The sequence below is a fragment of the Methylococcus mesophilus genome (assembly GCF_026247885.1).
GTDB lineage: Bacteria > Pseudomonadota > Gammaproteobacteria > Methylococcales > Methylococcaceae > Methylococcus > Methylococcus mesophilus.
On the sequence record NZ_CP110921.1, the window covers coordinates 286,488 to 310,092 of the forward strand.

23 protein-coding genes are annotated in these 23,605 nt (G+C 64.7%); 16 read left to right on the top strand and 7 right to left on the bottom strand.

All coding sequences use genetic code 11. From position 1 onward, the window contains the following. Nucleotides 1–4 precede the first annotated feature (4 nt). Both glcE and glcF read left to right on the top strand, forming a co-directional pair. Nucleotides 5–1,072 (top strand): glycolate oxidase subunit GlcE, encoded by a 1,068-nt coding sequence (gene glcE, locus OOT43_RS01435; RefSeq protein ID WP_266022874.1) that lies wholly within the window; start codon nt 5–7, stop codon nt 1,070–1,072. Beyond that, entirely contained in the window at nt 1,073–2,281 is a 1,209-nt protein-coding gene (glcF, locus tag OOT43_RS01440; protein WP_266022876.1) for a glycolate oxidase subunit GlcF, read from the top strand. Nucleotides 2,282–2,286: 5 nt separating this feature from the next. Here glcF and OOT43_RS01445 read toward each other — a convergent pair whose 3' ends face one another. The 7 genes from OOT43_RS01445 to OOT43_RS01475 all read right to left on the bottom strand — a co-directional run bounded on the left by OOT43_RS01445 (nt 2,287) and on the right by OOT43_RS01475 (nt 8,522). Beyond that, the gene (locus OOT43_RS01445) at nt 2,287–2,745 is read right to left on the bottom strand and encodes a hypothetical protein (protein ID WP_266022877.1); all 459 of its coding nucleotides are present in this window, start codon (nt 2,743–2,745) and stop codon (nt 2,287–2,289) included. Nucleotides 2,746–2,754: 9 nt separating this feature from the next. Next, nucleotides 2,755–3,903 (bottom strand): transporter, encoded by a 1,149-nt coding sequence (locus tag OOT43_RS01450; protein WP_266022878.1) that lies wholly within the window; start codon nt 3,901–3,903, stop codon nt 2,755–2,757. Between the two features lie 182 nt (nt 3,904–4,085). Next, nucleotides 4,086–4,580, bottom strand: a complete 495-nt coding sequence (locus tag OOT43_RS01455; protein WP_266022879.1) for a nucleoside deaminase — start codon at nt 4,578–4,580, stop codon at nt 4,086–4,088. A 38-nt stretch (nt 4,581–4,618) separates the two neighbouring features. Beyond that, nucleotides 4,619–5,386: a glycosyltransferase family 2 protein gene (locus tag OOT43_RS01460; RefSeq protein ID WP_266022881.1), complete on the bottom strand. Its 768-nt coding sequence runs from the start codon at nt 5,384–5,386 to the stop codon at nt 4,619–4,621. Continuing rightward, on the bottom strand, nt 5,383–6,159 hold the full coding sequence (locus tag OOT43_RS01465) for a lysophospholipid acyltransferase family protein (protein WP_266022883.1): 777 nt from the start codon (nt 6,157–6,159) through the stop codon (nt 5,383–5,385). Before OOT43_RS01465 ends, OOT43_RS01460 begins: the two co-directional genes overlap by 4 nt. Nucleotides 6,160–6,177: 18 nt before the next feature. Beyond that, nucleotides 6,178–7,197 carry a chorismate transformation enzyme, FkbO/Hyg5 family gene (locus OOT43_RS01470; protein WP_266022884.1) on the bottom strand — a complete coding sequence of 340 codons (1,020 nt, stop codon included), beginning with the start codon at nt 7,195–7,197 and terminating at the stop codon, nt 6,178–6,180. Then, complete coding sequence (locus tag OOT43_RS01475; protein ID WP_266022886.1) at nt 7,197–8,522, bottom strand: NAD(P)/FAD-dependent oxidoreductase; 1,326 nt, start codon at nt 8,520–8,522, stop codon at nt 7,197–7,199. The genes OOT43_RS01470 and OOT43_RS01475 overlap by 1 nt, the downstream gene beginning before the upstream one ends. 415 nt (nt 8,523–8,937) lie before the next feature. Here OOT43_RS01475 and OOT43_RS01480 point away from each other — a divergent pair, with 415 nt between their 5' ends. The 14 genes from OOT43_RS01480 (at nt 8,938) to OOT43_RS01545 (ending at nt 23,602) form a co-directional block, all read left to right on the top strand. Then, nucleotides 8,938–12,597, top strand: a complete 3,660-nt coding sequence (locus OOT43_RS01480) for a cellulose binding domain-containing protein (RefSeq protein ID WP_266022888.1) — start codon at nt 8,938–8,940, stop codon at nt 12,595–12,597. Nucleotides 12,598–12,607: 10 nt separating this feature from the next. After that, nucleotides 12,608–13,873, top strand: a complete 1,266-nt coding sequence (locus OOT43_RS01485; protein WP_266022889.1) for a DUF1552 domain-containing protein — start codon at nt 12,608–12,610, stop codon at nt 13,871–13,873. Between the two features lie 93 nt (nt 13,874–13,966). Continuing rightward, complete coding sequence (gene dapC, locus OOT43_RS01490; RefSeq protein WP_266022890.1) at nt 13,967–15,163, top strand: succinyldiaminopimelate transaminase; 1,197 nt, start codon at nt 13,967–13,969, stop codon at nt 15,161–15,163. 11 nt (nt 15,164–15,174) lie between these two features. Continuing rightward, a complete protein-coding gene (gene dapD / locus OOT43_RS01495; RefSeq protein ID WP_266022891.1) occupies nt 15,175–15,990 on the top strand; it encodes a 2,3,4,5-tetrahydropyridine-2,6-dicarboxylate N-succinyltransferase in 816 nt (271 codons plus the stop codon). Between the two features lie 39 nt (nt 15,991–16,029). Then, nucleotides 16,030–16,434 carry a hypothetical protein gene (locus tag OOT43_RS01500; RefSeq protein ID WP_266022892.1) on the top strand — a complete coding sequence of 135 codons (405 nt, stop codon included), beginning with the start codon at nt 16,030–16,032 and terminating at the stop codon, nt 16,432–16,434. An 83-nt stretch (nt 16,435–16,517) separates the two neighbouring features. Further along, nucleotides 16,518–16,736: a twin-arginine translocase TatA/TatE family subunit gene (gene tatA, locus OOT43_RS01505; RefSeq protein WP_266022893.1), complete on the top strand. Its 219-nt coding sequence runs from the start codon at nt 16,518–16,520 to the stop codon at nt 16,734–16,736. Nucleotides 16,737–16,743: 7 nt separating this feature from the next. Further along, nucleotides 16,744–17,058, top strand: a complete 315-nt coding sequence (tatB, locus tag OOT43_RS01510) for a Sec-independent protein translocase protein TatB (protein WP_266022894.1) — start codon at nt 16,744–16,746, stop codon at nt 17,056–17,058. Next, complete coding sequence (gene tatC, locus OOT43_RS01515; protein WP_266022895.1) at nt 17,045–17,851, top strand: twin-arginine translocase subunit TatC; 807 nt, start codon at nt 17,045–17,047, stop codon at nt 17,849–17,851. The genes tatB and tatC overlap by 14 nt, the downstream gene beginning before the upstream one ends. A gap of 30 nt (nt 17,852–17,881) precedes the next feature. Beyond that, nucleotides 17,882–18,601: an SAM hydrolase/SAM-dependent halogenase family protein gene (locus OOT43_RS01520; protein ID WP_266022896.1), complete on the top strand. Its 720-nt coding sequence runs from the start codon at nt 17,882–17,884 to the stop codon at nt 18,599–18,601. A 229-nt stretch (nt 18,602–18,830) separates the two neighbouring features. After that, nucleotides 18,831–19,067, top strand: coding sequence for a hypothetical protein (locus OOT43_RS01525; RefSeq protein ID WP_266022897.1), 237 nt, complete (start codon nt 18,831–18,833; stop codon nt 19,065–19,067). 141 nt (nt 19,068–19,208) lie between these two features. Next, a complete protein-coding gene (locus OOT43_RS01530; protein ID WP_266022898.1) occupies nt 19,209–20,132 on the top strand; it encodes a hypothetical protein in 924 nt (307 codons plus the stop codon). A 77-nt stretch (nt 20,133–20,209) separates the two neighbouring features. After that, nucleotides 20,210–21,538, top strand: a complete 1,329-nt coding sequence (locus OOT43_RS01535) for a hypothetical protein (RefSeq protein WP_266022899.1) — start codon at nt 20,210–20,212, stop codon at nt 21,536–21,538. A 377-nt stretch (nt 21,539–21,915) separates the two neighbouring features. Continuing rightward, on the top strand, nt 21,916–22,845 hold the full coding sequence (locus OOT43_RS01540) for an ATP-binding cassette domain-containing protein (protein ID WP_266022900.1): 930 nt from the start codon (nt 21,916–21,918) through the stop codon (nt 22,843–22,845). Continuing rightward, nucleotides 22,838–23,602, top strand: coding sequence for an ABC transporter permease (locus OOT43_RS01545; protein ID WP_266022901.1), 765 nt, complete (start codon nt 22,838–22,840; stop codon nt 23,600–23,602). The genes OOT43_RS01540 and OOT43_RS01545 overlap by 8 nt, the downstream gene beginning before the upstream one ends. The last annotated feature ends 3 nt before the right edge of the window (nt 23,603–23,605 follow it).

Below are 23,605 nucleotides of genomic sequence, written 5' to 3' on the forward strand. Positions count from 1 at the left end.
CCCCATGATTCGGGATAACGACGATTCGGCAAACCTGGCGGGGCGAGCGCTGGAAGCTTGTGTCCGAGGCGAGCCGTTGAGGATTCATGGCGGAGGCAGCAAGACGTTCTATTCGGGAACGGGCGAGGGCAGAGCATTGTCGACCCTGGCCCACACCGGCATCGTCCATTACGAGCCCACCGAACTGGTGCTCACCGCTCGCAGCGGCACGCCGCTCGCCGCGATCGAAGCGGTGCTGGCGGAGTCCGGCCAGATGCTGGGCTTCGAGCCGCCGCATTTCGGCTCCGGCGCGACCTGGGGCGGGACCGTGGCCTGCGGATTGTCCGGACCGCGCAGGCCCTGGGGCGGCGGCGTCCGGGATGCGGTGCTGGGATGCCGGATAGTCAACGGGCGGGGCGAGGTGTTGTCGTTCGGCGGCCAGGTCATGAAGAACGTCGCGGGGTTCGACGTTTCCCGCCTGATGGCAGGCGCGCTCGGGACGCTGGGACTGCTGCTGGAAATCTCGGTGAAGGTGCTGCCCCGGCCCGAGTGTGAGACTACGCTGTGCTTCGATTGTTCGTCTGTGGAGGCCCAGGAGCGGATGATCCGCTGGGGCGGCGTTGGGCTGCCGCTTACCGGCATGGCCTGGGACGGGCGGCTGCACCTGCGCCTGGCCGGACCGGCGCAGGCGGTTCTAGCCGCCGCACGGCGAGTCGGCGGCGATCGGCCCGTGGCACCGGAGGCGCTCTGGAACGGCCTGCGCGAGCAGACGCATCATTTCTTCTCCGGAGAAGGCGACCTGTGGCGGTTGTCGCTGCCGCCGGCCGTGGACATCGGCAGCCTGTCCGGCGACTGGCTCATCGACTGGGGTGGTGCCCAGCGCTGGCTGCGGACGGCGGTCTCAGGTCCGGATGCGGTGTTCGCCGCCGCTCGGGCCGCCGGCGGGCACGCCCGCTTGTTCCGCGGCGCGAATTCCACGGCGACGCGTTGCGCCCCCCTGGCCCCGGCGCTGGCCGCCCTGCACCGGCGGGTGAAGGCGGCGTTCGATCCGGTAGGGATTCTCAACCGTGGACTGTGCCAGGAGGCGTCCTAAATGCTGACCCGCTTGTCCGACAATTTTCTCGGCACGCCGGCGGGGCGGGAGGCCGAAGCGATCCTCCGGGCTTGCGTCCATTGCGGCTTCTGCACTGCCGCCTGTCCCACCTATCGCCTGCTCGGCGACGAACGCGACGGCCCGCGCGGCCGTATTTACCTCATCAAATCGATGCTGGAAGGCGAGCCGGCGACGGAGCGCACGCGCAGCCACCTAGACCGCTGCCTGAGCTGCCGTGCCTGCGAAAGCGCTTGTCCCTCCGGCGTGCGCTACGGGCGGCTCGCCGACATTGCCCGCGGCATCGTCGACGAGCAGGCGCCGAGGCCGCGCCTGGCGAGGGTCCAGCGCAAGTTGTTGCGGATGATCCTGCCGTACCCGGCCAGGTTCGCGCCTTGGGTCGGCTTGGCCCGCCGGTTGAGCCCGCTGCTGCCGCCCGTCTTGCGGAACAAGCTGCCGCTTGTTTCGGAAACGCGACCCTGGCCGCCGGCCAGACACCCGCGCACCATGCTGGCCTTGGGCGGCTGCGTCCAGCCCGTCCTGGCGCCGTCCATCGACGCGGCGGCGGCGCGGGTGCTGGACCGCTTGGGGATTTCGCTGATTCGGATCTCGGAAAGCGGCTGCTGCGGCGCGCTGAGCTACCATCTCGGCGCTCATGAGGAGGGACTGGATTTCATGCGCCGCAACATCGACGCCTGGTGGCCCGCCATCGAGGCAGGCGCCGAGGCTGTCGTCATCACCGCCAGCGGTTGCGGCGTCATGGTGAAGGAGTACGGTGAGCTGCTGCGGCACGACCCGGCCTATGCGGAAAAAGCGGCGCGGGTATCCGCGCTGGCGCGGGACCTGAGCGAAGTCGCCGCCGCCGAGGACTGGCGTTCGCTGGCGCCGCTTCCCGCCCGGCGGATCGCCTTCCATTCGCCCTGTACCCTGCAGCATGGCCAGGGTCTGAACGGGCGGGTCGAGGAGTTGTTGCAAGGGCTGGGATTCGAACTGACGCCGGTCGCGGATGCCGCCATCTGCTGCGGCTCCGCCGGCGCCTATTCCCTGCTGCAGCCGGCGTTGTCGTCGAGGCTGCGGGAAGACAAGCTCCGGAACCTGGAAGCCGGCGAGCCCGACGTCATCGCCACGGCCAACATCGGCTGTCTGGCTCATCTGGCTTCCGGCACCGGGCGGCCGGTGCGACATTGGGTGGAATTGCTGGACCGGTCCTGACCGGCTTATCGGCTCAAAGGCAGCGCAGTCGTTTCGGCGGCGCTGACGGCCGCCCGGATGCGGGTGTCGATCTGATAGAAGCGCACCACTTTCTTCGGCGGCAATACCCTGCCGAAGTGCGGCAGATAGGATTTCGTCAGGCGCAGCCTTTCCTCTTCCAGGGCCAACATCCGCTCCAGCAAGCGGCGCGCCACGTCATCCGGCATATCTTCGTAATTTTCGCCGAACTCTGCGGCCAGCTCCGCTTCCTTCCGGTACCAGGCTTCCAGTTCCGCGCCGAAGCGATCGTATACCGGCCAAAAGCCTCGAGCCTCGTTCGGGTCGAGCTGCAGGCCTTCCGCGATCAGCCGTTTTCGTTGCTGTTCCAGCCCCGCGGCGGCGGCCGGTTCGGCCGACCAGACGGGAGTCGACGAGAGCAGTCCCGCACAGACCCAGAATTTGCAGACAGCTTTGATCTTCGTCATTTTTCAGTCTCAGAAAGCCGCCGCGAAGCCCATGAAGCTGATGATCGAGGCGGTGATCCGCGTAGTTCCGCGGCTTGTTTGCCCCCAAAACGAGATGCGGTTGTTGAGCGTCCATATGAAGCCGGCGCCGACTGCGTTCTGGCTGTCGCCGCCGAGCGTTCCCGGCGCGGTGGTTGAGCCGCGGGGCAGCGACAGATTGTTATGGTAACCGTGGACGAATACGGCGAAATCCCTGTCGAACAAATCGCGCTGCAGAGCCCACTGGATGCTGAGTTCCCAGACGTTGTCCTGGTTGACGTTCTGTGTCCGGGTGGCTCCGAAATTGTATTCGAGGTCGATGTCGAACGGCAGGGACTGGTCGAAATTGAAGGTGAAAGACGGCTGGGTGCCCTGATTGAAAACGGACGAACTGCTTAGCCAGGGCGTCTGTAAATAGGCCTCGAAGCCAGCCGCGGGCAGAAAATAATCCTGTTTTTCCAGCCAGAGCTGGATCTTGGTGTCGAATGCCAGAGGGGAAAACCCCCATTCCGGTTTCGCGCCGCCCTGCCAGCTCACTCCGTTGCCGAAAAGCCGGAGTTCAATGTCGTCGGTCAGGCCGTAGCGCAGCAGGAACTCGGTGTTGTACTGGGCCGGTTGGTTTTCGGCAGACCCGTAATAGGCGAACGGCGCGATTTCCACATAGGCCCGTCCTTCAGGCAGCGTGAACGCGCTGTTGGGAAAGTTCGCGAGGTCCGCTCCCGGATTGGCGATGTCCGGCTGCGAGCGCCAGCTTTCCAGGTTCTCCGGTGAACGGGCGCGGGAGCGGTTGTAGCGTCCCTTGAAAAACGCGTCCTCCAGGACGGCGCCCCGCTCCCTCCCGTAGGCGAGCAGCGCTTCGTCGTAGGCGCGATCTGCCGCTTGAGGCGCCTTCGAGTTGGATTTTAATACCGCATCGGCGCGGGCCGCTCCGTAGGCTGCGATCAACTCGTCCAAATGCCGATCCGGCTCGGCGTCCCCGTTTTTCCGTGCAGCGCGTGACGGAGCATGCCCGCTTCCGCCCGATTCCGGTACTGGCTGTCCGGGAGTTGTCGTGGTGCAAGCTTGCAGGGCGCACAGCGCGGCCAGCGCCAGCGCGTTTCGATAAGGCCTCATGAGTTCCTTGGCAAGCGAGGTCGGCATGGATTTCTTGACCGGGTTTGGCGATTGCGCCGAGTCGGCCCGGGAAAACGCGGAGCACGTATTGGTAATGTGGAATGTCCCCGAGCTTGCCCGCTGCTACGCCGCCATCTGGCAGACGAGATTCGATCGCGCGGGACCGTACGGTGGGGCAATAGAGTCGACCGGCAAGAAACCGGATTCGCTTAGTATCTTGCACCGTTCGGCAACGTTCGGAATTCCCGCCAGACCTCGAGCGCTTCCTCTCGCATGAGCTGCTGCGGCGTCAGCAGACGCTCGGCGTAGGACTTTGCGATGTCCTGATTGATCCGGGCGTCGTCGAACAGGTCTTCGTAGTCGTTCCAGGCGGCGGCGTAGAAGACCTTGTCGATCCGGGCCCAGTAAGCCGACGCGTAGCACATCGGGCAGCATTCGCAACTGCTGTACAGCACGGCGCCGGAAAGGTCGTAGGTGCCGACTTTGCGGCAGGCGTCGCGGATGGCGTTGACTTCCGCGTGGGCCGTCGGGTCGTTGTCGCGGATCACGCTGTTGCCGGCACTGGCGAGCACCTGTCCGCCGCGCACGATGACCGCGCCGAACGGGCCGCCGGTTCTGTCGACGACACCGGCGTGCCGCATGATTTCGATCGCCAGCCGCATGTATTCCCGGTCCTGTTCGGTGGCGTGAGTATTGGCGGGCACTTGGGTTCTCCCAAGGCAGGGGCGTGCCATGCGGTCGGTCAGATTTCCGGACGGCGGACGATTCTTGCGAGCAGAACCGGCAAGCGTGCCAGAAAACCGAACACCAGACGGATGTGCATCCAGGTCAGCAGGACGTTGTCGCGCCAGTAGTGGAAGTGCGAGGTGCCGCCCTCTTCGGGTTTGGGGTAGTAGACCGGTACCGGCAGATTGACCGGCCGGATGCCTGCCCAGCAGAGCCGGACGGCGGCTTCCGGATCGAAGTCGAAGCGCCGCATCCATTGGTGATCCTGCATGACGACGCACAGCGCCTGGATCGGATAGACGCGGAATCCGAACAGGGAGTCGCCGATCCCGGTCCACAGCGTTTCCAGATTGGCCCACCAGTTGGAGATGCGCCGGCCCTTCACGCGCAGTGGCGGAGCCGAGTCGTCGAACACCGGCACGCCCAGAATCATGGCATCCGGCTCTTCCTGCGAGCGTGCCATGAATTCCGGAATCCGGTCGGCCGGATGCTGCCCGTCGGAATCCATGACCAGGGCGTGCGTGAACCCTTTGCGGCGGGCGGTCAGCAGGCCGCGCAGCACGGCCGCCCCCTTTCCGCGGTTGGCGGGCATCCCCAGCACGACCAGCCCGGTGTCTTCCGCCGAGAGTTTCAGCAGCCCTTCCCAGGTGCCGTCCGAGCTGCCGTCCACCACCACCCATACCGGGTTCCAGTGATGCCGGGCCGCCTTGACAGTCTCGTAAACCTTGGGGCCGGGGTTGTAGCTCGGAATGATGACGAGGTGGGTGCGGGAGGGCGTGTTCATGTCGGATCGGACTGTGGGCGAGCGGTCGGGGCGCCGCTGAGCTCGCGGGCGTAATAGGCTTCCAGCGCATGGGTGAATGCGACGGGGTCCTCGGGCGGATCGAATCTCAGGCCCAGCCGTATGCGGAACCGGATCGGAAGGCTGGGCTTTGCATAAACCGGCCAGCGTTTGCTCAGGAACGGCGAATCGGTTTCTACGATCAGCGTCTGCACCGGCACGCCGGCATGGCGGGCGATCAGGGCGGCGCCGCCCTTGAAGCGGCCGACCGGCGGCTCCGCCGTGCGGGTGCCTTCGGGGAAGATCAGCAGTTGCCCGCCCTTGCGCAGTTCCGAGACAGCTGCCTTGATCATGCCGTGGCCGGAGTCGTTGCCGATGTAACGGGCGAGGCGGGCGCCGGCACCGAGGAAGATGTTGTCGCTCAGGTTCGCCTTCATGATGCAGACCAGGTCGGGCAGGCGCGAGGCAACGATCACGGCATCCAGCAGGCTGGGATGGTTGGCGACCAGCAGCAGTGGCGTTTCTTCGCGCAGGGATTCGAGTTCCGCGGTATCGAAGCGGAACGCGCCGCATGCGCTCATGATGCTGAAAAAGATCCGCCAGCCGTACATGATTCCGAACCGGCCGACGGGGCGTCCCAGCCGCTCCGGCAGCAGGGGATGGAGCAGTACGGCGGTACCGATCCAGGCCAGGGACATGGAGGCATACAGCAGCAGGCCCAGATACAGCGCGGCGTATTCGTACAAGGCCCTCAGCGGGCGGGTCAGCAGGGTCAAGTAGGGACTCCTCGGTTTCTAAGGCGATCTGCTCCCGAAGGCTTCGATTTCCACCAGCAGTTCTTGACGGCAGACGTCGGCCTGCAGGAACAGGACCTCGGTGGCCGCCGGCAGGGCAGCGGCGAGTTCCCATTGTATCGGTTCCGTAGCGCAGCCGGGCCGGACATAGGCTTTGTAGCGGAAATCGGCGAGAGTGAAGCCGGCGCCGTCGGGTTCCCCGTTCAGCACGGAAACCAGAGCGGCGATGTTGGCCAGGGTTTCCCGCGTCTGCGCCGCGGCGTCGCCGGGATGCAGGCTTTCATGGCCGACTATGCTCGCGGTTCCCGAAATGAATACCGTCGTTTGGCCCTCCGAGCGCAGCAGTGCGGCGCGGGAAAAGCTCGGGCTGCGGGGCCCGTATTCCCCGGGATACAGGTAAGCGCTGAGCTGGCGCGGGTTCTCGATCGGGATCGCAGCAGTGCGCGAGGCAATGAAGTAGACCGTCAGCGGGCCGGTTTGCGTTCCGAGCGCACAGGCGGCAGGCAGGGCGCCGGCGATAGGCCGGTTCGCGCGAAGGAAGGCATCCTGCCGACCAATGTTGAACTGCCGGTAGCGTTCGAGGCCAGCCTCCTCCCGATGGATCCGGGGAAAGTAGTTCCAGATCCGTACGAGGTGCGGGTAGCCGTGCCGGTCGAGAAATCGGAAGAGGGAATCGTAGGTCTGCCCGGTTGCGCTGCGAATGTCCGAACCCGTCTCGGTTTGCAGCGTCCCGAAGAGATGGTGGCCGTCGCAGGCCCAGTCGATGGCTCCGGTCCGCCCGCGGCTCGTACGGCGCGTGCTCATCCAGATCTCGACCACCGCCTCGGCCGGCTGCATCTGCGGCGTGGCGATCCCCAGCCGGGGAAGCGAGCGGGGGAGGTCGACCGGCTGATCCGCCCCGAAGCCTACGGCGCCGAGCCCGCGTTCCTCGATCAGGCCGGCCATGGCCGGCAGTTCGGCCTGCGGCAGGTAGACGAGTGACAGGGCGCCTTCTGCTGGCGTGACCATGGTTGGGGACATCAGGCGGCGTCGGCGTCCTGGATGTTCAGGCCGCGCCGCCGGCGCGCGTCCAGGGTGCGGCGGAGGTACCACAGGCAGTTCAGGTAATAGACCACCTTGAACGCGTACAGCGAGAACCAGATCGGCGTTTTGCCGAAGATGTCGCCGGCCAGCAACGACAGCAAGGCCTCCTTCATGCGCAGGAGGTTCTGCGGCGCCATGAAAAGTTCGCGCATCGTCGGGTTGGTCATCCGGTAGATGAACCAGGAAAACTCGCGCGGGCCGTGCCGCATCCGCCGGTCGAAGCGCTTGAGCGCCGCGCTCGCACGCTGCGGCCGGCTCAGGCAGGCATCGACTGTCTCGGCAGCGGTCACCCCCCCCTGCATGGCGAACAGGACGCCGGAGGAAAACACCGGGTCGATGAAGGCGAATGCGTCGCCAATCAGCAAATAGCGCTCGCCGTGCGTCCGAGAGGAAACATAGGAGAAATTGCCGGTGGCCTGCACGTCCGAAACCAGGTCGGCAGCGGCCAGGCGCTCGGCAAGAGCCGGACACAAGGCGATCGTGTCGAGAAAGAATTCGCGCAGCGGTTTGTCTCTGCGTTTCATGTAATAGGGCCACGTCACCGCGCCCACGCTGGTCGTGCCGTCGGCCAGGGGGATGAACCAGAACCATCCGTGCTCGAACCAGAATACCGAGATGCTGCCCTCGTGGCGGCCGCTGCGGCGGCGCGCGTTCGCGAAGTGGCCGTAGACCGCGGCGCTGTTGTGCTTCCTGTTGCGCTGCTTGAGCTTCAGACGGTTGGCGATGAAGGTATCGCGGCCGGAAGCGTCGATCACGAAACGCGCCAGCCACCGCCGGCTCCGCCCTTCGTCGTCCTGGGCATCGACTTCCGCGTTTTGCCCGTCGCCCAGAAACCGGATGTCCGAGGCCCGCCAGCCCTCCAGGACTTCCGCGCCGCACTTCGCCGCGTTCCGGATCAGGATGTGGTCGAACTCCGATCGCCGCACCTGGTAGGCGTGCGGCATGGATTTGTCCCAGGCGTCGGCGAATTCGAAGGTGAGCGTGTCGTCGTGATCGGGCGACACGAACTCCGCGCCGGGTTTGTACATGCCGATGCGCTCGACTTCATCCTTCACACCCAGCCTTTCCAGTAAGGGGAGGTTGGCCGGCAGCAGGGACTCGCCGATGTGGAAACGGGGATGGCGGCATTTTTCCAGCACCACCGTGCGGTAGCCGCGCTCGGCCAGGAGTGAGGCGGCCGTGGAACCGGCGGGTCCCCCGCCTATGACCAGCACGTCGCATTCGGCGGATTGTGGAGTCAGAGATTCGCAGCGCGGGTTCATTGGGATGGATCGAATCTGGACCGGGTAGGTGACGCGGGCCGGCAATTATAGCTTTAACGATCCGGCAGTTGCGAACCACGACGCCCCGGCGGAAAGCGACTCGGCCGGTTCTCGCCGAAGTTATCCATGAATCCGATGCAGGGCCGGCGGGCAGGGGGGGGTGTGTCAGATTTTTCCAATGCACTTCGGTTTGCAGATTGTTAGAGTTCAGCCGCGTCGAATTGGCCACAATGTTCATTTAGTTGGACTAGATTTGCTCGACAGGAAGGGCGGGGGCAAAGAAGGATTCAGCGGACAGTTTTGGCTGAAACCGGCGGCGCGATCTTTGCTGAGGTGCATGGAGTGCCAATGCCGGCCGTTTGCGCGACGTCTACGGTGAACCGGGGAAGCTTGGATGATGAAGGAGCCGATAAAAATGAAACGTTACTTTTGGGTTTGGGCAGGGGGGCTTTGCCTGTGGGGACTGTTCTGCGGCGCGTCGTGGGCGGCCGTATCCTGCAGCGCGGATTACGTCGTCGATACTCAGACTTCATCCGGTTTCACGGCGACGGTGCGGCTCGTCAATCAGGGCGACGCGGTCGATGGCTGGACCGTTACCTGGACCATGCCCGATGGCCAGAAGATCACTCGGCTATGGAATGGCAAATACGCTCAGAAGAAGGGCGCAGTCAGTGTGAGGAACAAGGCGTCGAACCGTAAAGTGGCTGCCGGCGAGGTCATCGAGTTCGGCTTCCAGGCGAGCCATAAGGGGACCAACCGGATTCCGGGGGACATCGCCCTGAACGGAACGCAATGCGCAGGAACGCCGGCATCGGCTACCGTTTCGGCCACCGCTGGGGCGTGCGAAGCCAGTTACCGGATTTCCGAACAGTGGAACAGCGGATACACCGCCGAAGTGAAGATCAGGAACGACGGCCCTGCGCTGGCGGGATGGAACGTCGCCTGGGAAATGCCGGACGGCCAGCAGGTCACGAATTCCTGGAACGGCCAGTTCGTCCAGACGGGCGCACACGTCGACGTCGGCAACCTGGACTGGAACAAGGACATTCCCACGGGATCGAACATCGAATTCGGTTTCAACGGCAGTCACACCGGCATCAATCGCACGCCTGCGAGCCTGAGCGTCAACGGCGTGAAATGCACGGTGGCCGTGGTCACGCCCCCCCCTTCGCCGAAACCGGAGGCGTGCGAAGCCACCTATCAGATTTCCGATCAGTGGAACACCGGTTTCACGGCCAACGTCCGGATCAGAAACGATGGGGACCCGCTGGCTGGGTGGAAGGTCGCCTGGGATATGCCCGATGGCCAGCAGGTCACGAATTCCTGGAACGGCCAGTTCGCCCAGACCGGGTCCCACGTGGAAGTCGGCAACCTCGACTGGAACAGGGACATTCCCACCGGATCGAACATCGAATTCGGCTTCAACGGCAGCCATGCCGGCGCCAACCGCGCACCTTCGAGCCTGAGCCTCAATGGCGTAGCCTGTGCGCTGGTCACGGCTACGCCGTCCCCCACGCCCGCGCCGACCGCTACGCCGAGTCCTGCTCCGACGCCGGCTCCCACGCCCAGCCCGGCGCCGACAGCGAGCCCGAGTCCGGCGCCCACGCCGACACCGGCGCCGACTTCCAGCCCCAGCCCTACGCCTACGCCTACGCCGACAGGGCCCTGCCAGGCCGACTACCAGGTGACGGCGCAATGGAATGATGGATTCACCGCCAACGTGAAAGTCAGAAACAACGGCACCGCCCTGGACGGCTGGACGGTCGCCTGGACCATGCCCAGCGGCCAAACCGTGACGGAAATGTGGAACGGCCAGTATGTCCAGACCGGCACCCAGGTCGCGGTGACGCCGGCGGACTGGAATCGCCAGATCGCCAGCGGCGCTTCCATCGAATTCGGCTTCAACGGCAGCCATTCCGGCACCAACGCCGTACCCGGCGTGCTGACGCTGAATGGTGCCGCTTGCGCCACCACCACGGGCGGCGGCACCCCCACGCCGACCCCCGTACCGGTGGCGCCGGGGGCACCGGCCGGTCTGTCCGCCGCCGTGGCCGACAACGCCGTCGTCAACCTGGTTTGGACCGCGGCGGATGCATACGCCCAGGGTTTCCGGATCGAGCGCCGCGCCGCCGGCGGTGTCGACTGGGCTCTCGTGGCCGAAACGGCTGCCGGCGCCCCGTCGTTCGGCGACGGCACGGTGGCCATGGGGAACGACTACGAGTATCGGGTCTACGCCTTCAACGCGGTGGGGAACAGTCCGCCAGCGACGGCATCCGCATCCTTGCCGACCTTGCTCAAGTACGGCGAGTCTCAGTACCAGAAACAGGGCTGTGCCAGCTGCCACGGAAAGGACGGCAAAGGAGGCTTCACCAACAAGCCGCTGGTCCATTTCACGGCCGACCAGCTCGCGACGCTCACCGAGATCATCCGCGTCCGCATGCCCCCGTCCAAGCCTTCGAACTGCGTCAGCAACTGCGCGGCGGGTACCGCAAAGTACATCATCGAGGTGCTTGCCGCCGCCGCTTCGGGGGGCGGTGGCGGCGGCGGCAACGCCTGCGCCGGCAGCCCGCCGCCCGGCGGACGGGCATTGCGCCTGCTGACCCGCCAGGAATACCAGAACACGGTCAACGACCTGCTCGGGCTGTCCGAAAATCTGGTGCATCTCCTGCCGGAGGAAAACCGCGTGGATGGCTTCGACAACAATGTCGCAACCAACCTGGTGACGAGCATTCGCCTCGAGGCTTACCTGACCCAGGCCGAGGCCCTCGCCGCGAAGGCGGTGCAGCAGAACTGGAACGCCCTGCTGCCCTGCACCCAGCAGGATGCGGCCTGTGCCCGTCAGTTCGTCGAGGCTTTCGGCAAGCGTGCCTACCGGCGGCCATTGACCACGGAAGAAGCCGACGCCTATGCTGCGCTGTTCGGGCAGGGCTCATTCCGGGAGGGCGTGGAGGCGGCCATCACCCATATGCTGGTTTCGCCGAATTTCCTCTACCGTTCCGAGCTGGGCGAGGTGCAGGCGGACGGGACCTACAAGCTGACGCCTTACGAGACGGCGAGCGCCCTTTCCTATCTGTTCCTGGGGTCGCTGCCCGACGGCGAACTGGTCAGTGCAGCCGACCAGAACCTCTTGGACACGCCGGACCAGCGCATCGCCCAGGCCTCGCGCCTCTTGAGCCTGCCGCGCAGCCGCAACCGGGTGGGCCATTTCGTCGGCCAGTGGCTGCTGGGTTCCAGCCCGTACACACTGCCGGAGAAGGACCAGGCGGTGTATCCGCGCTACACGGCGGCGGTGAAGTCTTCGATGTCAGAAGAGCTGATCGGCTTCTTCGACCATGTCGCCTTCGAGTCCACCCAGAGCTTTCCGGAGCTGTTCACGGCGAACTACGTCGTCGTCAACAACACCCTGGCGGGCTACTACGGGCTCGGCAGTCCCGGCGGCAGCGGATTCGCGCCCGTGACGGTGAGCGACGGAACCCGCACCGGCATCCTCACGCTCGGCGCGGTGCTGTCCCGCTACGCCAACAGCAACGAGTCGCATCCGTTCAAGCGCGGCGGCTTCCTGTACAAGCGCCTGCTTTGCCGCGATCTGCCGCTGCCGGCCAACGCAGGTTTCATCCAGGCGCCGCAGCCGGATCCGAATGCGACGACGCGGCAGCGCTTCGAGTTCCACAGCAAGTCCAATACCAGCTGCTACGGCTGCCACCAGTACCTGGACGGACCGGGCTTCGGATTCGAGAACTACGACGGCTCCGGCATCTTCAGGGCATCCGAAAACGGACAGGCGATCGACGCCAGCGGCGTCCTGCGCGGCCTGGAGACGTTCACGCCCACCGAGGAGCTGAGCTTCACCGATCTCCCCGATCTCAGCCGGAAAATCGCCGCCAGCCCGACCGCGGCGCAGTGCGCGGCGCGCCAGTACTACCGATTTACCACCGGCAGACGGGAGGCGTCGTCCGACAGCTGCTCCCTGGACAGCTTCCTGCGGAACTATTCGGCCAACGGCTACAACCTGCAGACCATGCTGCTCGGCATCGTCAACGCCCCCGGCTTCACCTCGCGCCGCGCCGATCAATAAGGAGAATGCAATGAGCTATTCGATCAAACGCAGGGATTTCCTGAAACTCGCCGGGGCCACCGGGCTCGGCCTGAGCTTCGCGCGGCTGGCGCTGGGGGCGGGCTCAAGCCCGCGCCGGGTGATCTTCGTCTACACCCCGGATGGCGCCATTCCGGCCCAGTGGCACGCGCAGGGCACCGGTACCGATTTCACGCTGCCGGCCATGACCCAGCCGCTGGAGCGGGTGCGCCAGCATTGCATCTTCCTGAGCGGGTTGAACATGGTCGGTCCCGGCGGTACCCACGAGGGGGGCGTCATCAAGCTGCTGACCGGTACGGGGGGGCAGAACAGCACGCTGGGCGTGTCGCTGGACTACTACCTGGGCCAGGTCTTCAAGACCCAGACGATACGGCCTCATTTGAACTTGAACATCGTTCCGATCTACACCGACAAGCACATCACCTACGACAACAACGGCGTTCCCGTCGTACCCGAAATGAATCCCCTGGCGGCGTTCGACTCGCTGTTCGGCGCCAGCGCCGGCGATAACGCGCGGGCCCAGCGCCGCATCGGCGCCCTGGATCATTCGCTGAGCGAACTGAACGCCCTGCGCACCCGGCTGGGTACGACGGAAAAGGTCAAGCTGGACACCCATCTGGACGCCTTGCGCGAGCTGGAGCAGAAACTGCAGTCGGCGGCGGCCGGAAGTTGCCCTGCCTGGAATTTCAATCCGACCGGCTTTCAGGTGACGCGCACGGCGCTGTGGCAGAACCCGGAGTTCATGGACGCCAGCCGGATGGGGACGATCGCCGATCTGCACACGGACGTGGCGGTGCACGCCCTGGCTTGCGATCTGACCCGCGTCGTCACCCTGAAGTGGAACAACTCGGTGCACGACAACGTGATCAAGGAAGCCGGCAGCCCGATGACCTGCCACGGCGCATCGCACGACGCGGGGCAGGACTTCGTGACCGTCAAGGCCTGGTACATGGAGCGCTTCGCGCGCCTGATCGAACAGTTGCAAGCCACGCCTGACGGCGGTGGAACTCTCCTGGACAATACCCTGGTTTTCCACGGCAGCTGTCTCGCCAACGGGAGCTGGCACAACCACGACGACATGCCCTTCATCTTGGCAGGCGGCGCAGCCGGCGGAATGGCGACCGGGCGCAGTCTGAAGTTCAGCGGCGTTCCGCACAATAAACTCTTGGTGTCCATCGCCCGGTTCATGGGCGTGAACATCAACAGTTTCGGGGACCAGGACAGCTCGCCAGGGCCCTTGTCAGGTCTGTCCGGCTGAGGCCGGGGCGGACCGATTCTGGAAGAAAGCGGGCGCCATGACTTATACTTGCGGCCCTTTTCAACGAAGACGGCGCCCGCGGTTCTTCCCGACATGAATCCCAAGCTCGCCAGCCTGCACCCTTATCCCTTCGAGAAGCTGGCGGATCTCAAACGGGGCCGGGTGCCGCCGGCGGACAAGCCTCACATCGCGATGTCCATCGGCGAGCCCCAGCATCCGACACCGCACTTCGTCGCCGAGGCGCTGCTGCAGCATCTGCACGGCCTGTCCGCCTATCCGACCACCAAGGGTGGCCCGGAATTGCGCCGCAGCATCGCGCAATGGCTGGAACGGCGGTTCGCCCTGGGGGAGGGCGCGGTAGACCCGGAGCGGCAGGTGCTGCCGGTCAACGGCACGCGGGAAGCGCTGTTCGCCTTTGCCCAGGCCGTGATCGATCCGGCGGAGCAGCCGCTCGTGCTGATGCCGAACCCGTTCTATCAGATCTACGAGGGCGCGGCGATCCTGGCCGGCGCGGAGCCTTTTTTCCTCAATACCACGGCTGAGTCCGGATTCCTGCCGGATTTCGATGCGGTGCCGGAATCGGTATGGCGGCGGTGCCGGCTGGTCTACGTCTGCTCCCCGGGCAATCCCACCGGCGCGGTGATGGGGGCCGATCAGCAACGGCAGTTGCTGGAACTGGCAGAAAGGTACGATTTCATCGTCGCATCGGACGAATGCTATTCGGAGCTGTACGCCGATGAGGCCGATCCGCCGTCGGGTTTGCTCCAGATCGCAGCCACCATGGGTAATACCGAATTCCGCCGCTGCGTGGTGTTCCATTCCCTGTCCAAGCGCTCCAATGCGCCGGGCCTTCGCTCGGGCTTCGTGGCCGGCGACGCCGGGATCCTGAGCCGTTTCCTGTTGTACCGGACCTATCACGGCTGCGCCATGTCGCTTCCGGTGCAAACGGCCAGCGAAAGGACCTGGGCCGACGAAGCCCATGTGCGCGAAAACCGGACGCTTTACCGGCAGAAGTTCGACGCCGTTGCCGCCGTGCTGGGGGACGTCCTCGAGATGGCCGTGCCCTCGGCCGGGTTTTATCTTTGGCCGCGCACCCCGATCGAAGACACGGCATTTGCCGCCGGCCTGTTCGAGGCTCAGAATGTCACGGTGCTGCCGGGGCGGTTTTTGTCACGTCACAGCGGCGGCTCCGATCCGGGCGCAGGCCATGTCCGCATCGCCCTGGTCGCTCCTTTGGAGGAGTGTGTCGAAGCGGCGCATCGTATCAAGCAGTTCATTCAAACCTTATAGTCAGCGATAACATGTCTTTGGAAAACATCATCAACGAAGCTTTCGAAAATCGTGCGCAGATCAGCCCGGGTGCGGTAGGCGCCGAAGTGCGCGAGGCGGTGGAAGAGGCGCTGCGGTTGCTGGACAGCGGCGCGGCCCGCGTCGCCGAGAAGAAGGACGGAGGCTGGGTCGTCAACCAGTGGCTGAAGAAGGCGGTACTGCTGTCCTTCCGCATCAACGACAACCGCGTGATGGACGGCGGCGAGACGCGCTATTTCGACAAGGTCGAACCCAAGTTCGGCAGCTTCAGCCCGGAAGATTTCCGTGCCGCGGGCGTCCGCGTGGTGCCACCCGCCGCCGTCCGCCGGGGCGCCTATATCGCCCCCGGCGTGATCCTGATGCCGTCCTTCGTCAACATCGGCGCCTATGTCGATTCCGGCACCATGGTCGACACCTGGGCCACGGTGGGCTCCTGCGCCCAGATCGGCAAGAATGTCCACCTCTCCGGCGGCGTCGGCATCGGCGGCGTGCTGGAACCGCTTCAGGCGGGCCCGACCATCATCGAGGACAACTGCTTCATCGGCGCGCGTTCCGAAATCGTCGAAGGCGTCGTCGTGGAAGAGGGTTCGGTGATCTCGATGGGCGTCTACATAGGCCAGAGCACCAAGATATACAACCGGATGACCGGCGAGATCAGCTACGGCCGGGTTCCCGCGGGCTCCGTCGTGGTGTCCGGCAACCTGCCGGCCAAGGACGGCAGCCACAGCCTGTATTGCGCGGTGATCATCAAGCAGGTGGATGAGAAGACCCGCGGCAAGGTCGGCATCAACGAGTTGCTCAGAGACTGATAATCAAACAAAAAATATATTGAAAATCGAGGACGAGTCATGAAACGAGTATCCGCTGCGGTATTGGGCCTTTTGTTTTCCGCCAACGTGTTCGCTGTCGCCCAGCATTACGTTCGCCAGGATGGCGGCCATGTCCAGCACCTGAAGGTCAACAAGGTGGGCAATGAAATCCGCGTCGGGGTGGACGTCGACTTCGAGCCGGTCGGGAGCGTCGACGAAGGCAAGCGGCCCTGTTCGCACGAACTCGACGGCATTGCGGAGCAGGCCGCCGAGAACGAACTGGTGCTGAAGAAGCAGGTGGAAAGTGAAGCGCGTTACTGCGAGCTGAAGATTCATCTCAAAGGCGATGCGGCCGTGATCGAGCAGTCCAAGGATTGCGATTATTTCCTCGGCACCTACTGCAAATTTGCCTCTGAAGGCAAGCCACTGGTTCTCGTCAAATGACGAGGAGAATGCGGTGCGCCCCCCGATTGACCCGGGCCGGGCGCCACGCGAATCCATATGAATCCAACCCCGGAGTTTGAACCATGGGCATAGGTGTTTGGGAGTTGCTGCTGCTCTTTCTGATCGTTCTGGTCGTGTTCGGCACCAAGCGCTTGCGCAATATCGGCGGCGACCTCGGCGGCGCAATCAAGAGCTTCCGCTCCGCAATGAGCGAAAGCGAGGATAAGGACAAGCCTTCCGAGGACACGACGCGCACCATTGAAGGCGAGGTGGTCGACAAGAAAGAGACAGACAAGGTCTGACCGGGCCATGTTCGATATCGGCTTCACCGAAATGCTGCTGATCGGGCTGGTGGCCCTGCTGGCGTTCGGGCCGGAGCGCCTGCCAAAGGTGGCGCGTGAGACCGGCTACTGGATCCGCAAGGCCCGCAGCTCGCTGGCTTCGGTTCGCGCGGAAATCGAACACGAAATGGAAATGCAGGACTTGAAGCAGGCCATGTTGGAAGCCAAGTCCGCCAGGATTCTCGAGCCTGCCTCGGACAAGGCTGCCGAACTTGCAGCGAATCCGCCGAGGGAGCCCGAGCCGAAGCCTGCATCGCCGGAACACGTCGATGACCGACCGTAAGTCCAGGCTGGCCGAGGAGGACGTAGAGCAGCCGTTCATCTCCCACCTCGTGGAGCTGCGGCAGCGGATTTTGCGTGCTCTCGCGATGGTGCTGGTGCTGTTTCTGGGGCTGGCGTTCTACTCGAACGAAATTTATTCCTTCCTGGCCGGGCCCTTGCTGAAGCATATGCCGGAAGGATCGCAGATGGTCGCCATCGACGTGGCGTCTCCGTTCCTCACGCCGTTCAAGCTGACCTTGATGGTCTGCGTTTTTTTGTCGATCCCGTTCATTCTTTACCAGGTCTGGGCATTCATCGCTCCGGGCCTCTACCGTCACGAGCGGCGCATGGTGCTTCCGCTGCTGGTGGCGAGCACGCTCCTGTTCTATGGGGGCGTGGCGTTTGCATACTATGCGGTATTCCCCCTGATGTTCGGATTCCTGACTGCCACGGCGCCGGTCGGGGTGGCTGTGATGACAGACATCGCCAAGTATCTGGATTTCGTCCTGACCTTGTTTCTTGCCTTCGGCATCGCATTCGAGGTGCCGATCGCGACCATTCTCCTGGTATGGAGCGGCATCGTCTCGCGTGAAACCATCGGTAACAATCGTCCCTACGTCATCGTGGGTGCATTCGTGGTGGGGGCTGTCCTGACGCCGCCGGATGTCGTGTCGCAAACCCTGCTTTCGATTCCGATCTGGTTCTTGTTCGAAGTCGGGTTGTTCTTCTCCCGGTTTTTCGAAGGCAAGACGGATCACGAGACGGTTGCCGCAACCGCCATCGAACACCGCGATTCCTCTTCTTCCGGGCATTGAGGCCGGGTTTCCACACCGGGCTCTTCATCGATGATTCTGTTGTTCACCGACTTCGGTCCGGCCGGGCCCTACCTGGGCCAGATGGAAGCGGTGCTTCGGCTGAACGCGCCCGGCGTGGACGTCATCCACCTGGTGAGCGATGCACCGGCGCCGGTGCCTGCCGGTTACCTGCTTGCGGCGCTATGCCGGCAGTTTCCTGAAGGCTGCGTTTTTCTCTGCGTGGTCGACCCGGGAGTCGGCGGCGACCGGGAGGCTTTCGTGCTCGAGGCGGACGGCCGTTGGTTTGTCGGACCCGACAACGGCCTGCTCAATGCCGTTGCAGCGCAGGCGGGGCGCAAGCGCTGGCTCCGTTGCGACTGGCGGCCGGCGAGCCTCTCGAACAGCTTCCACGGCCGCGACCTGTTCGCGCCGGTCGCGGCCCGGATCGCCATACGCGACTTCGGCTGGGATCACCAGGTTGTCGCCGGACCGGACTTGGCGGCATGGCCGGCGGACCGCGCCACGATCGTCTATTTCGACCACTACGGCAATGCGCTGACCGGGTTGCGGTACCGCCAGGAGTTCGCGGAGCGGGTGTTACGGGTCAACGACCGGCAGGTGCCGTATGCGGAGGTTTTCTGCGCCGTCGAAGCCGGCACGGCATTCTGGTACCGCAACTCGCTGGAACTGGTCGAGGTTGCCGTCAACCGAGGCAGGGCGGACCAGGCATTGGGCCTTGCCATCGGCGACACCGTACAGTTCGAGCCCTGACTGCCTGCCGGACTTCAGGGCGCCGGACCGTCTTGCGTAGCGGTAGCGAGCTATTCGTACCTCGGGCTGAGTGCGAAGAGGTTCGGCGGCTGCGGCGCCTCTTCGCGGCCTCGCTTCTCCGGACGCTTCCTTGACATGCCCCCTTCACGGGTGCATTTTCTGCAATGGGCGGCAGTGCCCATTTAATCGCCTATTTCTAATAATAAGACTGAATCTGGGGGGGAACTCCATGATGCAGAAGGTGGTGACGTTTCCCGCGCTCCTGCTTTGGGGATGCGCGGTGCAGGCGCAGTCGGCGCATGGGCGGCAGTGCGAGGTGCAACTGGACGAGGCGGCCGGGCGGTATGCGCGGTGCCGGCTGGAGGCGTCGGCGGCGTATGCGCGGACGGGCAACACGTATATGCGCGAGGCGGCGTTCAAGGCCTGTGCGCGCCTGTTCGAGTGGAGTTTCGCGTCGGCGCTCTAGCGCGGCGGCTCCACGTGCGCCGTGACCGCGAAGGCGGCGGAGTTCATGGCGGTGCTTGCACGCAGCGCCGACAAGGTGGCTGCGGCGGCAGCAGGTTCGACGTTGGCGGTGAACTGCCAGAGCAACCATCCGCAGGCGGGCATGGTGTACTGTACCCCGGTGTCGAACGCCGCTTTCGATCTCTACAACGACTTGCTGGCTGCGGCAGCCTCGTCGGGGGTGACCGAAGATACGGTGCTGCAGGTCATCGCCTATGGCGGGAATGGCGGGAATGGCACCACCGAGGCCGGCGGCACGACTGGCTACGGCGGTGACGGGGGCTATGCAAACACCATCACGACGGTCAAGACCATCGCGCAGACGACGGGCACCACCACCGTTCAGTGGCTGGCCGGGCACGGCGGAACGCACAATGGCGCAGCCTTGAGCGCCGGCACGGGCGGGTCGTCATCGCTCGTTTGGATGGGTTCGAGCGGCGCGCTCCCGAGCGTAACGAACACTCTCGTCGTGGCAGCAGGCGGCGGCGGGGGAAGTTTCGCCGACTGCTGCACGCATCACGGTCACGACGGCGGCCACGGCGGCTATGTCAACGGCAGCGGTAGCAAATCGAACGGGAACTACGCCAACTACCAGGTGGCGCAGAACGGTGTGACGTTCTGGGTGGGTACCGGCGAAAACGGCCACGGCGACGGCGGTAACCCGGGCAGTCCGCCGGGGAGCCCCGGTAGCGGGGGCCTTTCGTACCATGATGAGTCCAATGCAGGTGACGACGGTTTCGGTGGCGACGGCGGTTCAGCCCAGTACGTCAGTCGTCCCGGCTGGTCGGGCGGATCGGTAGACGGGGGAACGCTACTCGGGACCGTTGGTTCCGGGGGTAACGGCGAAAATATCAGCGGGGGCGGCGGCGGTGGCTACGGCGGAGGCGGCGCGGGAGGCACTGGAAGCACTGGCGGCGGAGGCGGCGGTGGCAGTTTCGCCCTGGCCGATACCGTTACCGTTACCGGCTCGGATGCCGCTCCGGAATATCAGGGCAGCTACGTGGTGTTCCTGTTCGTCACCCATTGAGGGAGGGACTTTCGTTGTTGGATGGGGGAGTGTTCCCATTTTGACTTCACGGTCATGACTCTGGGAGGGACAACGCGATGATGCCGAAGATTTCTACGGTAGCCATGCTGCTGCTCTGGGCGGCCGGAGCGCAGGCCGAGCTGCAAATGGCGCGGGGTGAGAAGTGCGAAATACGCCTGGACGAAGCCTCGGGGCGCTATGCGCAGTGTGTGCTGCAGGCGGAGGCGGTGTTTTTGCGGACGGGCCGGCCGGCTAAGCGTCAGGCTGCGGTGGAAGCGTGCGGGCGGGACTTCCGGAAGAGCTACGAGGGCGCGTTGCGGCGCGGTGGATCGGCGTGCGCCGTCAAAGCGTCGCCGGACGATTTCATGGCGGTGTTGGCAAAGAGCGCCGGCCGCGTGGCGGCGGCTGTTCAGGGGGCCTCGCTGAACGTTACTTGCAAGAACGATTACCCGCAGTCGGGGATGGTGTACTGCACCCCGGTGGAGAACATCGCGCTGGATCTCTACAACGATCTGCTGGCCGCGGCGTCCACTTACGGCGTGACGGAGAATACGCAGTTGCAGGTCATCGCCTACGGCGGGAGCGGCGGAAATGGCACGACTTCTCCAGGCGGCACGACCGGCCACGGCGGCGACGGGGGTTACGCGAACACCATCACGACGATCAGCGCCATCAAACAGGCCATGGGCACGACTACTGTCCAGTGGCTGGCCGCCCATGGCGGCAGCCACGACTCGTCGCAATTTGAGGGTGGCACAGGCGGGTCCTCGTCACTCGTCTGGGTGGGTACGTCCGCCCCAAGTACGGTAAACACGCTCGTCATCGCTGCCGGGGGTGGCGGTGGGACGTACGGCGATTGCTGCACCGACAAGGGCCATGACGGGGGACACGGTGGTTACGTCAACGGCAGCGGCAGCAAATCGAACGGGAATTACGCGAACTACCAAGTGACCCAGGAAGGCGTGACCTTCTGGGTGGGTACCGGCGAAAACGGCCATGGCGACGGCGGTAATCCGGGGAGCCCGCCGGGAAACCCAGGTGGCGGGGGTACGCCATACCACGATAACTACAACGGATCGGGGCTGGACGGTTTCGGCGGGAACGGAGGTGCGCTCCAGTCAGGGTCCGTGTCCGGGAGTGTCGGTCGTCCCGGCTGGTCCGGAGGCTCTGTCTCCGGGGAGACGCTCGTCGGCACAACGGGAGTCGGGGGAGATCAGATCACGTACTACACCTCCGGCGCGGGCGGCGGTGGTTACGGCGGCGGCGGTGCGGGAGGCAGCTGCGATGACTGCACCGGCGGCGGTGCCGGAGGAGGCAGCTTCGCGCTGGCGAACGCGATTTCCGGTACGGATGCCGCCCCGGAGTTTCAGGGCAGCTACGTGGTGTTCCTGTTCGTGACGAATTGAGGAGCGCTCCTGGTCTCGCGCATGGGCGAGCCGGCTGATGATGCTTGGCTGTATCGGAACGAACTGACGCGCGAATACGCGGAGCGCGGCGGCGCCAGGACGTGCAGCTGCTGCTGGCCTTTGCGCGAGCGCAGCGCTTGCCCTGCAGCGCCCGATGGTAGGGAGTTGTTGGCGTTCAAGACGGAGTCGCATCGCGCGCCGCGGCCTCAAAAAACTCACTGCCCCTATGCAAGACAGTCCGGCCACTTCAAGTCCGACAGGCTCCTAGACGCAAACCCCGCGGCTCGGAATAGAACGCCCCGCAGCCTCGCCGCGTGGCGGATGCGATAGTATAATCGCCGGGGCTACACCCGGCATTCCCGCTTTCACAATCTCCCGTGAGTCCATCCGGTTTCCCCATTGCCATCGCCCGCCATTTGACCAAGTCTTTCGACGGGAAGCGGGTGGTGGATGGTTTGTCCTTCGAAATCCGGCGCGGGGAATGCGTGGGCATACTCGGTCCCAACGGAGCGGGCAAGACCACGACGCTGCGGATGCTGGTGGGCAATACGCCGCCGGGGTCGGGCGAACTTTCAGTGCTCGGCTTTGCCATCCCGGTCGAGGGGCGGGCGATGCGCGCGAGAATCGGTGTCGTGCCGCAGCAGGACAATCTCGACATTGATTTCACGGTAATGGAGAACCTGCGGATCTACGGCGGCTATTTCGGCCTGAGCGAGAAGAGGTTGAGGGCGCGGATCCCTGAACTCCTCGATCTCGCCGCTCTTACCGACAAGGCCCAAGCCCGGATCGGCCAGCTTTCCGGCGGCATGAAGCGGCGGCTGTCGATCGTCCGCGCCCTCATCAACGAACCCGAAATGCTGGTGCTGGACGAACCGACCACGGGTCTCGATCCCCAGGTTCGGCACAACATCTGGAGCATGCTGCGCCAGTTGCAGAACGAAGGACTGACGATCGTCCTGACCACTCATTACATGGAAGAGGCCGAGCGCCTGTGCGGACGCATCATCCTGATGGACCGCGGGCGGATTCTGGCCGACAGCAGCCCGCAGGCCCTGATTCGCGATCATATCGAACCGCACGTGCTGGAGGTGCACGGCGCCAATGCCGACAGCTGGCGCCGTTCGCTGGCCCTGGCGGGCGGGCAGCGTTGCGAGCGTATCGGCGAGAGCATCTTTCACTACGGGGAAGATCTTGAGGTCCTGGTCCGATCGCTGGATGTCTGGGACGGCGTCCGTTACGTCTACCGCCGCGCCAATCTGGAGGACGTGTTTCTGAAACTCACCGGACGGGATCTGCGCGATGCTTGAAGCCGCTAAGCGCTGGAAATCCGTGTGGCGCCGCAACGCCTGGGTTTGGCGCAAAGGTGCGCGGACGGCGCTACTGGGCGGTTTCGTCGAGCCGTTGTTCAATCTGCTGGTGCTCGGTTTCGGACTGGGCAGCTACGTCGGCCGGGTCTCCGGTCTGCCCTACCTCGATTTCCTGGCCGGCGGCATACTCGCGACCAGCGCTATGAATGCCGCGACCTTCGAGGGACTGTACCTGGCTTATACCCGCATGGCGGTATTGAAGACCTGGGATGGCATGCTGGCCGCGCCCCTATCTTTGGCCGACGTCGTGTGCGGGGAGGTACTGTGGATGGGAACCAAGAGCGTGATCGGCGCCGGGTTGATCCTGGCGGTACTGGCCGGCTTTGGGCTGGCCACCGGCTGGGCCGCGCTCGGCTTGCTGCCTCTGGCTTTCCTGGCCGGCGTCTGTTTCGGCAGTATCGCCCTGGTAGTGACTTCCTTCGCCCGCAGCTACGACTTCTTCGTGTACTACATCACGCTGGGCATCACACCGATGATACTTCTGAGCGGGGTGTTCTTTCCGTCTGGCAGCCTTCCTCCCGCCGTCCGGGCCGGCGCCGAATGCTTGCCGCTGTTTCATGTCGTCGAAGCAATCCGGCCGCTGCTGGCCGGAAACCTTGAGCTTGGCGTGCTTCGGCATGCCGCGGCGCTGCTGGCTTTTGCCGTGCCGGCGATTTTCCTTGCCATCTGGCGCCTTGAGCGCAGGCTGACGCAATAATCT

Bases quoted from the DNA above. Each gene is read 5' to 3' on its own strand.
- tatB (WP_266022894.1), top strand. From the start codon at position 16,744: ATGTTCGATATCGGCTTCACCGAAATGCTGCTGATCGGGCTGGTGGCC.
- OOT43_RS01520 (WP_266022896.1), top strand. From the start codon at position 17,882: ATGATTCTGTTGTTCACCGACTTCGGTCCGGCCGGGCCCTACCTGGGC.
- OOT43_RS01470 (WP_266022884.1), bottom strand. From the start codon at position 7,197: ATGTCCCCAACCATGGTCACGCCAGCAGAAGGCGCCCTGTCACTCGTC.
- OOT43_RS01480 (WP_266022888.1), top strand. From the start codon at position 8,938: ATGAAACGTTACTTTTGGGTTTGGGCAGGGGGGCTTTGCCTGTGGGGA.
- OOT43_RS01545 (WP_266022901.1), top strand. From the start codon at position 22,838: ATGCTTGAAGCCGCTAAGCGCTGGAAATCCGTGTGGCGCCGCAACGCC.
- dapD (WP_266022891.1), top strand. From the start codon at position 15,175: ATGTCTTTGGAAAACATCATCAACGAAGCTTTCGAAAATCGTGCGCAG.
- OOT43_RS01530 (WP_266022898.1), top strand. From the start codon at position 19,209: ATGGTGTACTGTACCCCGGTGTCGAACGCCGCTTTCGATCTCTACAAC.
- OOT43_RS01475 (WP_266022886.1), bottom strand. From the start codon at position 8,522: ATGAACCCGCGCTGCGAATCTCTGACTCCACAATCCGCCGAATGCGAC.
- OOT43_RS01460 (WP_266022881.1), bottom strand. From the start codon at position 5,386: ATGAACACGCCCTCCCGCACCCACCTCGTCATCATTCCGAGCTACAAC.
- OOT43_RS01500 (WP_266022892.1), top strand. From the start codon at position 16,030: ATGAAACGAGTATCCGCTGCGGTATTGGGCCTTTTGTTTTCCGCCAAC.
- tatA (WP_266022893.1), top strand. From the start codon at position 16,518: ATGGGCATAGGTGTTTGGGAGTTGCTGCTGCTCTTTCTGATCGTTCTG.
- OOT43_RS01525 (WP_266022897.1), top strand. From the start codon at position 18,831: ATGATGCAGAAGGTGGTGACGTTTCCCGCGCTCCTGCTTTGGGGATGC.
- OOT43_RS01485 (WP_266022889.1), top strand. From the start codon at position 12,608: ATGAGCTATTCGATCAAACGCAGGGATTTCCTGAAACTCGCCGGGGCC.
- OOT43_RS01445 (WP_266022877.1), bottom strand. From the start codon at position 2,745: ATGACGAAGATCAAAGCTGTCTGCAAATTCTGGGTCTGTGCGGGACTG.
- OOT43_RS01450 (WP_266022878.1), bottom strand. From the start codon at position 3,903: ATGCCGACCTCGCTTGCCAAGGAACTCATGAGGCCTTATCGAAACGCG.
- glcF (WP_266022876.1), top strand. From the start codon at position 1,073: ATGCTGACCCGCTTGTCCGACAATTTTCTCGGCACGCCGGCGGGGCGG.
- tatC (WP_266022895.1), top strand. From the start codon at position 17,045: ATGACCGACCGTAAGTCCAGGCTGGCCGAGGAGGACGTAGAGCAGCCG.
- dapC (WP_266022890.1), top strand. From the start codon at position 13,967: ATGAATCCCAAGCTCGCCAGCCTGCACCCTTATCCCTTCGAGAAGCTG.
- OOT43_RS01535 (WP_266022899.1), top strand. From the start codon at position 20,210: ATGATGCCGAAGATTTCTACGGTAGCCATGCTGCTGCTCTGGGCGGCC.
- glcE (WP_266022874.1), top strand. From the start codon at position 5: ATGATTCGGGATAACGACGATTCGGCAAACCTGGCGGGGCGAGCGCTG.